The sequence below is a fragment of the Chryseobacterium indologenes genome, assembly GCA_016025055.1.
In the GTDB taxonomy this organism is placed as follows: Bacteria; Bacteroidota; Bacteroidia; order Flavobacteriales; family Weeksellaceae; genus Chryseobacterium; species Chryseobacterium indologenes.
The window spans coordinates 3,956,438-3,973,312 of record CP065590.1 but is presented as its reverse complement, the minus strand read 5'-3'; the positions used below and the strand labels follow the sequence as shown (position 1 = coordinate 3,973,312).

Genomic DNA, 16,875 nt, shown 5'->3' with positions numbered 1-16,875 from the left:
TGTGTGATTTAATAAGTGAATGATGAAATGATCCTGGTGAATCGCTTCATCATTCGGTTATTAATTTTTGTTTTTTGTTTTTAAAGTGCTTTAAGTAAAGCTTTTATAAGTCAAATTTAATACCTTGTGCCAAAGGAAGTTGGGCAGTATAATTTATAGTATTAGTTTGTCTTCTCATATAATACTTCCATGCATCGGATCCGGATTCTCTTCCGCCTCCGGTTTCTTTTTCACCACCGAAAGCACCACCGATCTCTGCACCCGAAGTACCGATATTTACGTTGGCAATACCACAATCTGAACCTGCATGAGAAAGGAATAATTCTGCTTCTCTAAGGTTTTGGGTCATAATTGCTGAAGATAATCCTTGAGGCACATCGTTCTGAATAGCAATAGCCTCTTCCAGTGTTTTGTATTTAATCAAGTATAAGATCGGCGCAAAAGTTTCGTGTTGTACGATTTCATAAGAGTTTTTCACTTCCGCTACACATGGTTTCACATAGCAGCCGGACTCGTAATCTTTTCCGCTTAAAACACCTCCTTCAACAACGAATTTCCCACCTTCTTTTTTACATTTTTTGATCGCTTCTTCGTATTGATTCACAGCGTCAGTATCGATCAATGGTCCTACATGGTTCTTTTCATCCAGTGGATTTCCGATTTTCAGCTGACCGTATGCTTTTGCTAATCTGGTTTTCACTTCATTGTACACACTTTCATGGATGATCAGCCTTCTTGTGGATGTACATCTCTGCCCGGCAGTTCCTACCGCTCCGAAAACAGCTCCGATGATCGACATATCGATGTCAGCTTCTTTGGTAATGATAATCGCGTTATTTCCTCCTAATTCAAGGATTGATTTTCCGAATCTTTCTGCCACTTTAGAAGACACCATTCTTCCTACTCTGGTAGAACCTGTGAAGGATACTAATGCCACTCTCTTATCATCAACCAGTTTTTGTCCGATTTCGTGATCTGCTACCAATACGCTTGAAATTCCTTCCGAAAGATTGTTTTCTTTTAAAACTTCATTCATAATATTCTGACATGCAATGGCACAAAGCGGAGTTTTTTCTGATGGTTTCCAGATGGTAACGTTACCACAGATCCATGCTAATGCTGTATTCCAGGACCATACGGCAACCGGGAAGTTGAAAGCGGTAATGATTCCTACGACCCCAAGCGGATGGTATTGCTCATACATTCTGTGACCAGGTCTTTCGGAATGCATCGTGTATCCCTGAAGCTGTCTGGAAAGTCCTACTGCAAAGTCACAGATATCGATCATTTCCTGTACTTCTCCTAGTCCTTCCTGCAATGATTTACCCATTTCGTATGAAACAAGTTTACCCAGATCATCTTTATATTCTCTTAATTTTAGACCCAGTTGTCTTACGATCTCTCCTCTTTTGGGAGCCGGGATCAACCTGAATTCCTGAAATGCCTTTTGGGCCGTTTCAATTACTTTGTCATAATCACTTTCTCCGGAAGTCTTTACTTTAGCAATCAATTTCCCATCTACGGGAGAAATGCTTTCAATAGTCTTTCCAGAAGCGAAATATTTTCCGCCTGTGGAAGTCCCTTTGTTTTCAGCTTTAATCCCTAGGTTCTTGAGTGATGTTTCGATTCCGAAATCCTTTACTTTTTTTGACATAAAATCTTACTTTTCGTTCTCTCTAAAGATAAAAATATTATGCGAACCTCAAAACTTTAATTTTTTAAGTCGTTTTTTATTTGGACTAATTATAAACATGCTTATCTTTGTAGGGTAATCTTTTTGATATTCACCAATGGAAAATTCACAAGAAAATAACTCAAAGCTTAAAAAATGGTTCAAGCGTGTAGGATGGGCAGGATTGGCTTTCTTTACCATTAAAGGTTTGGTTTGGCTCGTAATATTCTACTTTGGAGCAGACACGCTTCAAAGTTGTATCAAATAAAAAAGCAGAGAAATTTTCTCTGCTTTTCTTTTTGTCAGCAAATTTAATTGCTGCTATTCTTTGATGATTTTTACCGTCTTCTCTTCATTTCTGGTTTTAATTTTCACCATATAAGTACCAGGAAGTATTTCCGAAAAATTAACTTTTAAATGGAAATTATTCACATCAATATAATCTCTAATCTTTTTACCGCTCATTTCAAATACTTCGACTTTTTCAATGGTTGAATCTAAAGAAATGGTAAGTACATCTCTTACAGGATTGGGATAAAAGCTTATTGCATTCTCTTTCTTAGGCAAATCTGCTGTGCCAAGTACAGAGTCTGCACAGTAGCCGGAAACGATTGCCAGAGGATAATGCTTACCGCTTGAGAAGTTACTTCCAAACTCTCCGCAACACTGATCTCCTGTTACCCACATGGTATTATCATTTTTTTCAGCGTAGGTCGCAGCATATCCCGGATAAATATTTTTCCAGTCAGAATCCAGACCAATCCTCACCGGAGTTTTATAACTGGGAGTTCCGTGGTACCCACCTAATTGTGACAATCCGTTTGAACCCCATCCCCATAAGGTGTTGTCATATTTCAAAGCTACCACCTGATAGGAGCCCGCTTTTACAGATTTCCAATTATTGTCGGTTCCTACCTGAATAGGGGCATATATCTGAGCGCCCCATCCGCCATTTCCTATTTGTCCGCCATAATTATCACCCCATGCCCAAATGGTGTTATCGTTTTTTATACCATAAGAACTTATATATCCTACCGATATGTCTCTCCAGTTGGTGTCTGTACCAATCTGCTTTGGAATTTTCACAAACGTGTTCCCAGTACCTACCTGCCCTGCTGAATTGGATCCCCAACCCCAGATACTTCCATTGTTTTTAAGTGCAATTACATGACTTCCGCCTCCTGAAAGTTTCTTCCAATCTGTATCTGTACCTAATCTGTTAGGAACTTTTCTGTCTGCACCATCACCTAATCCCAAAGTATAATTGGCATTATTTCCCCAGGCCCAAAGCTCACCGTTTTCATTAATAGCAAAAGAAGAGTATTCACTGGCCATTACAAAAATCCAGTTAGTGCCTGTTCCAATTTGTACAGGAGCAAGCTTCTTTGTATTTGTTCCGTCACCAACCTGTCCGTAATTATTTAATCCCCAAGCCCAGAGTGTACCGTCAGATTTAATGGCTAATGTATGATATCTTCCCAGAGAGAAACTCTTCCAGGTATCTGAAGAAATCTGTTTCGGGAAATAAGATGAATTTGGTGTATTATTTCCCAGTCCTCCATCACTGTTTTCTCCCCATGTCCAAAGTGTACCATCAGATTTTATACCTGCTGTGTATCTACCTATTTTTGAAGGACTAAATTCTTTAAAGCATTGTGATGAATATAACTGCCCAAGAATGGCAGTTAAGGTTATTAGTGTTTTTTTCAAAATATTTTTTTTGCAAAGATAAATGTTAAAAATTGAAAATCTTCAAACATTTAAAATATGTATGTACGAAAAGGCTTTTTGAGCTATTTTTAAGATAACAATAATCCGTCTCAAATAAAAATTGAGACGGATTATTTGTTAAAACAAGTTCGTCATGATTTATTCGTTTTTCTTTCTCCCTGAATTGACCAGACTCTGATGCAGCAAATATTCAATCTGCCCGTTCACACTCCTGAATTCATCGTTAGCCCATTTTTCAAGGAGTTTGTAAGTAGACTCATCTATTCTGATCACAAAAGATTTTTTGCCTTTGTTTTCCGAACTATTCTGAGCTTTTTCTGATTTCATTTTGTTATTTTTTGGATTTTTCCGGGCTTATTTTATCATACCCTGAAAACTATTTCTTTTAATTGTACAAAGTACCTGCATTTAATATAGGAGTGGCTGCTTTTTCACCACAAAGAACAACCATTAAATTGCTTACCATCGCGGCTTTTCTTTCGTCATCAAGCTCTACGATATTATCTTCTGACAATTTTTTCAAAGCCAGATCCACCATTCCCACAGCACCTTCCACAATCTTTGTTCTGGCTGCTACAATGGCCGTTGCCTGCTGTCTTTGAAGCATAGCCCCGGCAATTTCAGAGGCATAAGCCAAGTGTGAAATTCTTGCTTCCTGAATAACAATTCCTGCTTTTGAAAGACGGTCTGTAAGCTCCTGTTCCAAAATAGAATTGATCTTATCTCCGCCTTCTCTCAAAGTAATGGGAGCATGATCATCTTCTAAATTGTCATACGGAAAACTCATGGCCAGGTGTCTTACTGCCGCTTCACTTTGCATTTTTACAAAATCCGAATAGCGCTCAACATCAAAGGCTGCTTTGTAGGTATCACCCACTTTCCAAACAATGACTACCGCAATCTCAATAGGGTTTCCCATTTTATCATTCACCTTCAATGTTTGTCCCTGCAGGTTTTCTGAACGTAACGAGATCTTCTGTGAAGAATATAAAGGATTGATAAAAAACAGCCCGTTTTCCTTTACCGAACCTACATATTTTCCAAAGAAGTTTAATACTCTTGAATGGTTAGGCTGAATGATCATCAGACCTTTTAAGAAAAAGCATGATAATAAGAAACACAACATTGCTATAACGACGTAAGCAATACTCTGATCTACTCCGGAAATAAAAAAGTAAACCGAAGCTGCAAATAAAGCCAGGCAGATTACTAAGGTAAGATAGCCTGACATGGGTTTTAATGTTTTTTCCATGATTAAATTTGATATTATTTTGATATCATAAAGATAGCAGTAATTTTGGAATTCTGAATGATAATTTTGGATTTTTTGATGAAAAACAGAATTGAGGCTAAAAGATATAAACGCAATGTTCGCAAAGAATTTATAAATTACAGTGAAAAAGATGGCTGAGGCGTTTCACTCAGCTAAGAACCCCATACTTTGCTGAACGCAGTGCCATTGCGAACGGAAAATGAAAAGCTAGTATAATCAACCTTGCGAGCATAGTGTTAAAACTCATTCTAATTTTAGTGAATTCTCGCTATTCTCAATATGAAAAAAATATCTTTTCATTTCAATAGACACAAAAAAATCCCGGAATTGATTTCCGGGATTTTGAGTGATATGTTTAAAAGATTATTATTTCTTTGTTAAAGCTTTAAACTTGAAATAAGAAACTGCTGATAAAGCAATCATTGTTGTGATTCCGATGTATACCCAAGCCGGTATCGGAACGGGATCTCCTGCTGCGTATGAGTGAAGTCCGCTCAGATAATAGTTTACTCCGAAATATGTCATTACCATAGAGCAGAAAGCAAACATCGTCGCTACATGGAACGCCCATCTGCTTCTCAATCCCGGCACTAATCTCATGTGCAGTACAAAAGCATACACCATAATCGAGATGAAAGCCCATGTTTCTTTCGGGTCCCAGCTCCAGTATCTCCCCCATGATTCATTGGCCCAGATCCCTCCTAAGAAGTTTCCAACGGTAAGAGCAAAAAGACCAATGGTGAGTGACATTTCGGAAACAATAACCAATTCTTTCAATGTGGTATCATGATGAATTTTATAGGTTTCTTTGTTTGAAATGATATAGAATACCAAAGAGATTACTGCTATGATCATCGACAGGGCAAAGAAACCGTAACTTGAAGTGATAATGGCTACGTGAACAATTAACCAATAAGATTTCAATACCGGAACCAGTGGTGTAATCTGCGGATCAAGCGCTGAGCCTCCGTGTGCAAATCCCATCATAATGACCGCTACCATAAATCCTGCTGCAGGAATCAATGCATTGGCGTTTCTGTAAAGAATTAATCCGGCTGTGATCCCTACCCAGGAAATAAAGATAATTGCTTCATATCCGTTACTCCAAGGTGCATGACCTGAAATATACCATCTTGCCACAAGACCAAGGAAGTGGAATACATATCCTACTATTCCTATGACAATGATCACCTTAATAGATTTATTTAAAATCTTGCTGGATTTGAATAATTCCACAAAACCTAAGATTAAAAGAAGTCCACCGATGATGGTATAGAAAATCAATAATTTGAAGTTGATATTCACTTTATTCATGAATACTTCAAGATCAACTTTAGATTTTGCAGGAACAACTGCTTTCCCCCACTTTTGCTGATAATCTGAAAGCTTTACCAATTCTGCATCAGCTTTGCTCCAGTTTCCGGTTTTTTGCGCTGTCAGTGCTTCTGCAAAATACGGTCCCATTACCTGTTGGGATTCCATATCCGGTTCAAATTTCTGATCCAGCCATGAATGCCAGGTATGATTCGCATCATTCTTCACAGGAACGATTCTCATGAATTGTCCGCTGAAAAACTCGTTAAAGATCTGTACTCTTTCGTTTACGGCAATAACTTCTTTATCATAATTGGTCTGCTCGGACGGTTTTTTACGGAACGCCGTATTGTAGTCGTGTTCCAAAATATAAGTGAGGTTACCGTTTGCATCTGCAGTGAAAAGGTTCATCAATGAAGTATATCCTTCCTCATCTGCTTTTGTTTTATTTTTCAGCTCATCTCCACCTTTCGTTCCTACTTTGATGATAGGAACCATCGTCCAGCTCGGAGTATCGGTATTGATAGAAAGGAACCACTGATTAGCGGTAAGAGACTTCCCGTCTGTTCCTTTAAACTCGTCTTTTTTGTATAATTTTCTTAAAATATCTAATGCTTCCGTGTTGATCGGAACGATTCTTCCTTCAAAATTCTGAACCAGAAGATATCCGAATTTATCCGCGTGATCTTTGCTGATTTTGTTTCTTGCAATTATTTCATCAGGAGAAATCGTTCTCATTTTACCCATTGGGGTCGCTAATGAATTCTGCTTTGGAGATGCCCCGTCCAGCGGCTGAGCATGCATATGATCTTCACCTTCTACGTGTACATGTTCCCTGCTTCCGTCGGTTGTTCCGTGGGTTTCGATTTTTTGTGCATTCAGTCCTAAACTCAGAAACATTAATAATACGATTGCTGCCTTCTTTTTATTAGCATCAACCAGCATTTTGTTCAGTTTCCAGAAGTGAGTTCCTTTCCAGAAGAAGATCACAAACATTCCTAAAAATAACAGTGCATATCCGATGTAAGAGATCAGTGTTCCCCAGTAATCGTGGTTTACAGAAAGTACGGTTCCCATTCTGTCCGGATCAAAACTGGACTGGAAGAAACGGTATCCTTTGTGATTAAGAACATGATTCATATAGATTTTATAAGGAGTTTCTTTTCCTTCGTCAATAATTTTAACGTGACTTTCGTAAGCACTCGGTGATGAACTTCCCGGATAAGTTTCCATAACGAAGTCATCCAATTTCAGGGCAAAAGGAGTATTGTATACTTTAGGCCCGAAACCTACCATAATGTTTAAGCCATCCATGGTAACTTGCTTATAGGCATTTGGGTTTCCTCTCTCTACAGAAAGATCAACCAATTGTTTTGTTTTTGGGCCTTGCAGCTCAATCTGAAGCATATCCGGAACATTTACATCCTTCTTTCTGTCTCCTTCAATCGCCATCAGCCTTCCTTTTTTAAGACCTTCCGGAACTACAAGTTTCAGTTCACTGATGGTATATAAGCTTCTCAATGCCAGAGGCTGAAATTCATTTTTCACCGTATTTCCCGTAGCCTGAGTTGCCATCGTCATATAACTTGCATCAACAGGAGTTTTGATGAATAATTTCCCACCTTCGTTTTTGAATTCCACAGCGCCTTCAATAGCTCTGTTGAAGGTCACTAATGTTCCGTTGATCGATTTTGTCTCTCCCGGTTTGATGTAGATATTCTGTCTACCTGTACTTCCCGTAGAAACAAGGTGAAGATATTCTGCGCCGTTTGGTTCAGCGACTAAACTGTCTTTTTTTCTTTGGATGTATTCCTTAGCGACCACTTTTACTTCTTTTCCATGAAAATCGTATGTGGCCTGGAAATCTTTGTGTAACGGAGACATCAGATATGGTACATCTTTATAATTCAAAACATCCCCTTTTTCTTCGATCTGGATTTTAAAAAAGTTTTTATCCGTTACGATTTCGTTGGAGGTTTCTCCTTCTCTGATGTGCATTTGTCCTTCAAAACTGATGTATCTGGTAATGGCACCTCCGATAAAAATGAATACAAAGGCAAGGTGAAAAACCAGAACCGGCCATTTCTCTCTTTTCCACAGTCTGTATCTTCCGATATTTCCTATGAAATTAAGGATTAGCAGGACCATGATCAGTTCGAACCATTTGGCCTCATAGATTAATGCTTTTGCTGTAGGAGTTCCGTAGTCGTTTTCTAAGAACGTTGCATAAGCCATCGCAAATGCGTACACCAGCAACAATACAGCCATTGTTCTGGTTGAGATAAGAATATCTTGGAGCTTCTTCATGATTTAATTGTACTTGACATGCAAAAATAAGGATGATAAAGGATAAAGAGCTTAAAAAAAGCTGTTTTTTGTCATTTTGGAGCCGGTTTGGCTTATTTTGAACGGTTCTTAATAACATGAAAAACATTAAGGAAAATTCAATTTCAAAATCCGAAAGAATACGGATTCATTGTGACTATATCAGCAATTGAATTATTCTATACCACAGATTTAACCTAATGGCAAACAACTCATAACAAATAAGTTAAAAAAACACATCAATACATATTGTAAACAAGATGAAAATTTAAAAAATAATTTGATCACAATTACCATTTTTTTGGGATTAAAAAGTATATCACTTTTGTCTTATTCGACCTTATTCCAAATAAACGAATTGGCATTTACGATTTAATCATTTCAATAAAAATTTCAGGCACAGTGATAACCCCTTATTGTTTAAAGAAGTTTTTTCCTTATTTTGCTCAAAAACTCATGGGTAATTCCCAGATAAGAAGCAACCTGCTGCTGAGTCAGCCTTTGCTCAAGTCCCGGATATTTTTCTAGAAACTCCACGTATCTTTTATCGGCCGTTTTACCTGTTAATGAAAGAATCCTTCTCTGTAACGCGACAGACGATTGCTGATTCATTATCCTGAAAAGTTTTTCTATCTGCGGCATGGTTTCGTATAAAATAGCCTTATCTTTTTTGAAATCATCAAGGCCTCACTATCTTCAACGGCTTCAATATTCAATATAGTCGGCACATGATTGATGAGACTGTCAAGATCCGTAATCCACCAGCCTTGTACTGCAAAATATAACGTCTGTTCAAAGCCGTTTTCATTCAGATAATAAATTTTAAAGCAGCCATTCAAAACAAAGCCTTCAAAATAACAGTACTCACCTTCTTTCAGGACAATCTCTTTCTTTTTATAATGTTTGAGTTGAAAAGGTTCCGCAAATTGGCTGAACTCTTCTTGGGAAAGGTCAATATACCTGCTGATATTTTGATAAAGCAAATCGGACATATATTTTTTAAAACAAAATAAAGATACCATTATTCATGATACCTTTATCTATGAAACGAGATTTAAGATTACTTACCTGTCAAAAAATCTTCTGTATTAACAATTTCAGCATACAGATTCCCCAAAGCTGATATTCCTGCTAAAAATGATCTTTGTACATCATCTGCCGGCACAATTTCACCACCTAACTCCCGGTCTCTTGTTGCGGTAGCATCTCCGATAACGGCAGTACTAAAACCAAAGTCAAAAGCAGCCCTTGTCGTAGATTCTACACAGACATCCGTCATCATACCGGTAATTACCAGCTTTTGAATGTTTTTTGAATGAAGATATTGCAGCAGGTCAGTTTCCCTGAAGCTGTTCGGAAAATGTTTTGTAATAATTTTTTCATCTCTTTGTGGCGAAACAAGAATATTGATTTCTGCCCCTGAGGTTTCGGGAAGGAAGAAAGTGGCTCCTTCATTGGTTGAAACATGCATAATATGAATAACAGGAAGATTGTTTTTTCTAAAAAATCCAAGGATCTGTTTTGCATTCCTGCCAGCCTGTTCTGCTCCTTTCAGTTCCATCTTTCCTCCAGGAAAGTAATCATTTTGAATGTCGATAATTAATAATGCGGTGTTTTCCATTTTTCTTTTTTGTTGTCCTTTAATTGGTAGTATTGAAATTACAATCAGGCTAAAAGCCAGCATACCTCTGAATAATTTTTTCATTGACCATATTTTATGGTTCAAAATTATAAACACTTAACTTGCCGGCCTTTGAACTAGTTCAAAAAACGTTTTTCAGCAAAAAAAAAGCTGCCTTAAAATTGAGACAGCCTTGTAATTAAATTATATATAAGTATAAGTGATCTATTTCCAGTAGCTCCACTTCAGCCCATCGAATACTGCCATCGTTTTACTGACGGTATCATAACATATCATCCCGGGATAAGGGTTTTTGACATTGAGATGAGGAGTTGCCACTTTAGGCAGAATAAGCGCTTTATTTGATGATTCCATAACCAGTACTCCCGGTGCTGTGGTGGTGTCGGAGCCCACGATAATCCTGTTTTGTCCTGCTATCTCATTATTAGTATTAAAAACTGCACCGGCAACCGAACCGACATCACTCAAAGGGACCCAGGCAGCTTCCACGTTCATTTTCAATGTCTGATCATTCTTATCCATTAAAAGTGTACCTCCGACTGCATTGGCAGGAAGGGTTTCAACAATTGGCAGTAAAATACCTTTTGTCGTATTAGGAGCAAAATCTAAAAGGCCATCGCCGTCTACCTGGCTTTTTTCGATAGCAATTTGTGCTGATAACGCTCCCATATGAAACAATGTTATTATGACAATTATTTTTTTCATTTTTTGTTTTTTAGTCGTTACAAGATCTTGTGATGCAATTCCAAGCTGTGCCATTGTATAATTTAAAACATTTATCGAATGTATCGTAAATCAGCATTCCCTCAACCGGTAAAGCTATGTTCGCCGATGTTGTTCTCGTAATGACCATTCCTTTATCTTTTGATTCTAAAGCCATAAATCCGTTCGGAACAGCTCCCGGCCAGCCATTTTGTATATTGGTATAGCCCGAAATCCCTATTTTAGTATAAGCATCCGGAGTGCCGGCCGCAGGATCTTTTGTACAATAGGTCTGCAGATTGATCCCGAAGGTAAAATACTTATTACTTGGAAATGAATATCTGAACACGGCCTTTCCTCCTGTGAAGCTGGTTGCAGGAACAAGCTGCACATTTTGTGAAAATGCCGCATCATCAGCAATTACCATATAGGCTTTATCGGTGGCAACAATACCTGTATATCCGGAAAGATCAGCCTGAAGCCACGTAGCGGCTGTATTATTTTTTTCTTTGCGCCAACCAGGACCTTTGAATGATTTTTCCCGGGGCAGTTCCGTAATTCAGAAGTGAAAGAGTTTGGTTATTATTATCGCCCATCATCAAGAACGTATTATCCCGAAGAAAGGTAACTCTGCCCGGATCTATATTGGACGAAACAAAATCATTACTTGTGGATATGGTAAGAATAATATTATTTTCGGAATTGATACTGCTTGAAACGACCTGATCCAAAATAGTAGCATCGTCTTTTGCCATTCCAAATACATTATTATTAAAACCTGTATTTAAAGAAGAGTCCCAAGTGACAGACTGATTGGAAGCAATATAATTTTGAGGTTGCTGTAAAGTCACCCCATATTTTACCGCAAGATAAGAACGGACTCTTTGTTTTTCTATGGCGGGCAGCTCTCTTTCATATCCGATTGCTTCTCCGATATCTGCGTTAGGGAAATAGCTTGGCTGACTTCCTAAAATAGCACCACTTGCCGTTCTGCTGTTTGTGGCAGCAACTACGGCACTCACATTTTGGTTTTGTCCATCTAAACCGTAAGTTATAGAACCTCCGATGGTGTAAGAATAATCCGGCAGTTGGGTTTTATCCTTTATCCTGTTCATGGTAGAGACTCCATATGGATAAACCTGCATGCTTCCGTTATTTCCGTTATTTGTATATGAAGGCCAGTTAGCCTCGGTAAGCGTGGCCGTTGTGGTAGTTCCTCCAAAACCGAAATACTCATTATAAGTACTTGGCCCGAAACTTCTCGGATTAATCATCATAAAGAAAGAAGAGTCCATGCCATTGGCGGTATATGGCTGACCATTGGGAATAGACATAAATTTTGCTCCCGCAGCCGTAGCATCTCCAAAATCAACCGACGGATTATAGTTATGTTTTATATCTGCCGGCACCAGGCTTGGTTGTCTTGTTGCGTTGGTCTGTGTATAATCATTTCCGGCAATAGACTGGTCTTCCCAAATAGACGGGGAAAAATTCTTATCAGCTCTTAGCCACATTCGTAGTCCGCTATCTACACCTCCGGGACCAATCACAAAGGTTGCAAAAGTAAAATAATCACCACCGGAATCAGAAAAATCTATGTTGGCAGGTGTCTGCACATAGCTTTCCCCATTCACTGTCGTCACAGACATAGGAACCCACGTATCTGATCCGTCAAAAACCGTATCAGTAGACCTTACCATATAAATTGTATTTACGGGAACAGCCGGTAGCGCTACTGTCACAGGTTGTGTAAATCCTGAAGTACGCTGAGCTTTCCATACTGCAGCCATGCGGTAATTAGCCCTGCTTCCGTTAGGAGGAACAACCGGAGCATTATAACTTCTTCTCAATCCGTTATCTCCCCAGCTCAAAAATTGCATATCTGCCAAATTGCTGGTGTTGTCTGCATTGGAAGCTACAAAATTTCCTGCCGAAATCACAACTTGGGATACGTCTTCATTGACCGAATTAGACTGCTTCTGATTCAGAGCAGATCCGTTATCTCTACCAATTCCTGCAATATTTTTATTATACGTAGAAGCATTAGTGCTCGTGTGATTCCACATTGCGGTCGTTGCATCAGATGCGATATAACTTTGTGGAGTACTTTGATCTAAAGTTATTCCATATTTATAGGCCAGGTAAGAATTTACTCTTTGTCTTTCCGCCGGTGTCTGGGTTCCGGAATACAAAATAAATTCCCCTATTCTGTCTCCTGCTAACGAAGTGCTTCCATTACCTCCGTCATTGTCCATGAGGAGAACAAGACCAGGATAATTACTTGTAGAGGAAACATTATTCGAAGGCTGTCCGTACGTTAAACCATTATTATCAAAAAAATAGTTCATGTTTGCACCTGATAAACTATTATAATAAGATTGTATACTCGGCATATTAGTTCCTACCGTATTAATGGTATTGGTTCCAAAAAAAACATCCCCCGATTCTTTTTCATTGTAAAATTCAGGTCGGTTGTTTTGAGTTCCGAAAAACGGAGACTGCCATACACCCGCGATGGTACCCGGATTGGAATTTCTTGTTGTCCCGTTCATGACAAATACAGATCTGTACGACGCCGATGTCGTTCTTGAAAGATGGGTATACGAGGTAAGTGCATTCGTTGTATTATCCGGAAATCCTAAAGGGAATTTATATCCTGATCGATATCCGTCTGTACTGACAATCTGAATTGCCGGATTAAAATTAAAACTGGGGATCGACGTGGCCGAACGGTAAACGGGTCTTGCCCCAATACCCGGATCGCCATAGTATCCTGGCATCCCCTGATTGGCTATCCCGTTAACTCCACCGACTTTTTGGTTTTCCCAGATGGAAACTTGTGTATTATCTGTTGTTGTGCCCGTTCCTGCGTCCGCTTTTACCCAAATCTGGAGATTACCGGAGACACCACCCGGAGATTGTGCCCATAGCGTACAGCTACCTAACGAGAACACAAAGAATAACTGCTTTTTCATTCATGTATCTTTTAAGGTTTGTATTTAATTAAAAAAATTAGTAATTCTTCAAAAATGTACTAATTCATTGGGAATAGGTGGAATATGGAAAATAATAAAAAAATAAAGCCATTAATCAGGGCAGTTGTAGGACAGCTGGCATTGTGACTTATAATTTCTGGTGAAATACAGAAACAATGCTAAAAAAATAAACTTTATCTTTTTGATATTTACCGCAAATGTATAATATATTTTTTTAATGAAATTACAATAATTTATATAAATTTATTAATATATTTCATTAAACTTATGAAAAAACTCTACATACAACAAGAAAAAACAGTGAAGTGTTTTAAAATATTAACTTTTTTACCATAAATTATTATTTTTTATAAATATCATAAGCTTTACATAGAATTTTATTCCCCTCACTCAGCCCCTGTAACGCGAAAAAGGATACCCATTCATACAATTTAACAGGTTCGGATTTGGAAAAACAAAAAAAATTACCTTATTTTATTCAAATTAACACTTGAAATATTCTTTTCATCAAACTTAAACAACCGCAGTAAAAGGGGAATTGCAAAATGTTTTTTGAAGAAAAAAGATTCTTTTAGTATTGAAAAAACATTAAATTTGCGACATTGATATTATGGACAAAAAGACACAAAAAAAACAGACTGAAACGCCGGAATCAGGCAAAATTTTATCTAAGCCCCGTATATTTTTCGGGCTAAGTTTTATACTTTTCTCAATCGTCCTGGCCCTATCATTCATTTCTTATCTGATGAATTGGAAGGCAGACCAAAGCCAGGCTGGTACCATGCTTGATAAAACGATAAAATCTTCCAACATTTTTGGTAAAGCCGGAGACTGGTTCGGGAATATTTTCATTTTTGAAAGTATAGGGATCGCCTCCTTTATTATTGCCTTTTTATTCCTTGTGGTAGGAACATTAATCCTTAAAAAGAAAATATTCAAGCCTTGGAAAACCATTGGGCATTCTTTGTTTTTTTATCTGCTGGCTTCCTATTTTTATGGGAGCATTGACCAAAGGACAGGGCGTGTTAGGAGGAGTATACGGATATCAGATCATGGATTACCTCAATTCTATCATAGGAAGTGTAGGTTTATGGACTGTATTGGTCTCAAGTATTTTGCTGTATTTCATTCTGGAATTTAATCTGCGTCCAAGTTCTGTAAAAGCAAAATTGAGTAAAATTAACGAGAATACGATCGGAAAAGTAAAATCTATGATGCCGGATTCTTCAGAAGATTTTGAGGCAGATGAAGAATTGAAAGAGGAAGCTCAAGAAGAACTTTCCCATATTACTGTAAGCGAAGTTGCACAGGATATTCCAAATAATAAAATGAAAGAGCAGGAACCGGTAAGTGTTCCGAAGGGATTCCCTGAGGTTCCGGTTTCTACGAATATAGAAACAATCAGCACTCCTAACCATACTTCTTTTGAAGATGAACCTAAGGACATTCCTCAGCCCGTGAGTCTGAATCTTTCGACAAAACCTGTTGTTCCGGTTTCAAGTCCTGAAGATGCTTTTGACATCAGGCCTTCAGCTCCATCTCCTTCGATTGCAGGAACCATCCCGGGCCAGGAAAACATTAAGTTCAATGTAGAAGTTGCTCCGGTGATTGATGTTTTGGATGATTCTGACAAAAAATCTCAGGAATTGGTAGAAAAGCATGGCCTTTATGATCACAAACTGGACCTTGCCAATTTCCAGATGCCTCCTGTGGACCTGCTGAAAGATTATGGAAATGAAGAAATTTCTATCAATAAAGAAGAACTTGAAGAAAACAAAAATAAAATCGTAGGACTCCTTAAAAACTTCAACGTTGGTATTGCAGAAATTAAAGCGACGATCGGGCCCACAGTAACATTATATGAAATTGTTCCTGAAGCCGGAATCAGAGTAGCAGCAATTAAAAAGTTACAGGACGATATTGCGTTGAATCTTTCTGCCTTAGGTATCAGGATTATTGCCCCTATGCCGGGTAAAGGAACAATCGGTATTGAAGTTCCCAGAAAAAACCCTACCATGGTTTCTATGCGTTCTGTAATTGCTTCTCACAAATTCCAGAATACGGACATGGATCTTCCGGTAGTTTTCGGGAAAACGATTTCTAATGAAATTTTCATGGCAGATCTTTCAAAAATGCCTCACCTTCTTATGGCAGGGGCAACAGGACAAGGTAAGTCGGTAGGTATTAATGCCATTCTTACCTCTCTTCTTTATAAAAAACATCCCAGTGAACTGAAGTTCGTAATGGTTGACCCTAAAAAGGTGGAACTTTCATTATATTCAAAAATTGAAAGACATTATCTGGCCAAGCTTCCTGATGCGGAAGAAGCTATCATCACAGATACCAACAAGGTGATCAATACCCTGAACTCTTTGTGTATTGAGATGGATACCAGATATGATCTTCTTAAAAATGCCTTCTGTAAAAACTTAAAAGAATACAACAAAAAATTTGCAGAAAGAAAATTAAACCCGGAAAACGGCCATCGTTTCTTACCATACATCGTTTTGGTAGTGGATGAGTTTGCCGATCTGATCATGACCGCAGGAAAAGAGGTTGAACTGCCAATCGCCAGATTAGCTCAGCTTGCAAGAGCCGTAGGTATCCACCTTATCGTAGCTACACAGAGACCTTCGGTAAATGTAATTACAGGTATGATCAAAGCCAATTTCCCTGCAAGGGCGGCCTTCAGAGTAATATCCAGTGTAGATTCAAGAACGATTCTGGATTCTCCGGGAGCGGATCAGCTGATTGGTAAAGGAGATATGCTATATTTTAATGGTAATGAAATCTTGAGACTTCAGTGTGCTTTCGTAGACACACCGGAAGTTGAGAGACTTGCAGAATTCATCGGAGAGCAAAAAGGATATTCATCTGCATTTATACTTCCTGAATATGTATCTGAAGATTCAAACAGCAGTTCGGTAGGAGCTTTTGACCCGAACGAAAAAGATGCATTGTTTGAAGAAGCGGCAAGAATTATTGTTTCTACGCAACAAGGTTCTACTTCTATGCTTCAGAGACAGCTGAAACTGGGATACAACAGGGCCGGAAGAATTATGGACCAGCTTGAAGCAAGCGGCATTGTCGGAGGTTTTAACGGTGCTAAAGCAAGAGAGGTACTGATCAGTGACCTTCATTCTCTGGAACAGTTTCTTGAAGATTTGAGAAATTAATCAATCTTGATTCAAATGATTTCAAATAAAAAAACGAATCCGAT

Annotated in this window: 10 protein-coding genes and 2 pseudogenes; 2 read left to right on the top strand and 10 right to left on the bottom strand. The window is 38.3% G+C overall.

The genetic code is table 11. The features are described from left to right. Positions 1-103: 103 nt before the first annotated feature. Positions 104-1,654, bottom strand: coding sequence for an aldehyde dehydrogenase family protein (locus H3Z85_18265; GenBank protein ID QPQ51243.1), 1,551 nt, complete (start codon positions 1,652-1,654; stop codon positions 104-106). Between the two features lie 136 nt (positions 1,655-1,790). Here H3Z85_18265 and H3Z85_18260 point away from each other — a divergent pair, with 136 nt between their 5' ends. After that, positions 1,791-1,940, top strand: a complete 150-nt coding sequence (locus H3Z85_18260; protein ID QPQ51242.1) for a hypothetical protein — start codon at positions 1,791-1,793, stop codon at positions 1,938-1,940. Between the two features lie 53 nt (positions 1,941-1,993). Here the strand turns inward: H3Z85_18260 and H3Z85_18255 are convergent, their stop codons facing one another. From H3Z85_18255 to H3Z85_18215, 9 genes and pseudogenes are all read right to left on the bottom strand, one after another. After that, positions 1,994-3,382, bottom strand: a complete 1,389-nt coding sequence (locus tag H3Z85_18255) for a T9SS type A sorting domain-containing protein (protein ID QPQ51241.1) — start codon at positions 3,380-3,382, stop codon at positions 1,994-1,996. Positions 3,383-3,541: 159 nt separating this feature from the next. After that, the gene (locus tag H3Z85_18250; protein ID QPQ51240.1) at positions 3,542-3,730 is read right to left on the bottom strand and encodes an Arc family DNA binding domain-containing protein; all 189 of its coding nucleotides are present in this window, start codon (positions 3,728-3,730) and stop codon (positions 3,542-3,544) included. A 58-nt stretch (positions 3,731-3,788) separates the two neighbouring features. Continuing rightward, a complete protein-coding gene (locus H3Z85_18245) occupies positions 3,789-4,655 on the bottom strand; it encodes an SPFH domain-containing protein (GenBank protein ID QPQ51239.1) in 867 nt (288 codons plus the stop codon). Positions 4,656-5,042: 387 nt separating this feature from the next. After that, positions 5,043-8,297, bottom strand: a complete 3,255-nt coding sequence (gene ccsA, locus H3Z85_18240) for a cytochrome c biogenesis protein CcsA (protein QPQ51238.1) — start codon at positions 8,295-8,297, stop codon at positions 5,043-5,045. A 438-nt stretch (positions 8,298-8,735) separates the two neighbouring features. After that, a pseudogene (locus tag H3Z85_18235) lies at positions 8,736-9,307 on the bottom strand (Crp/Fnr family transcriptional regulator). A 68-nt stretch (positions 9,308-9,375) separates the two neighbouring features. Next, entirely contained in the window at positions 9,376-10,020 is a 645-nt protein-coding gene (locus H3Z85_18230; protein QPQ51237.1) for a cysteine hydrolase, read from the bottom strand. A 141-nt stretch (positions 10,021-10,161) separates the two neighbouring features. Further along, the gene (locus tag H3Z85_18225) at positions 10,162-10,662 is read right to left on the bottom strand and encodes a hypothetical protein (GenBank protein QPQ51236.1); all 501 of its coding nucleotides are present in this window, start codon (positions 10,660-10,662) and stop codon (positions 10,162-10,164) included. Positions 10,663-10,672: 10 nt separating this feature from the next. Continuing rightward, positions 10,673-11,086, bottom strand: coding sequence for a hypothetical protein (locus H3Z85_18220; protein ID QPQ51235.1), 414 nt, complete (start codon positions 11,084-11,086; stop codon positions 10,673-10,675). A gap of 70 nt (positions 11,087-11,156) precedes the next feature. Further along, positions 11,157-13,634 carry a hypothetical protein gene (locus H3Z85_18215; GenBank protein ID QPQ51234.1) on the bottom strand — a complete coding sequence of 826 codons (2,478 nt, stop codon included), beginning with the start codon at positions 13,632-13,634 and terminating at the stop codon, positions 11,157-11,159. 631 nt (positions 13,635-14,265) lie between these two features. Between H3Z85_18215 and H3Z85_18210 the strand changes: the two are divergent. Next, positions 14,266-16,831, top strand: a pseudogene (locus H3Z85_18210) (DNA translocase FtsK). The last annotated feature ends 44 nt before the right edge of the window (positions 16,832-16,875 follow it).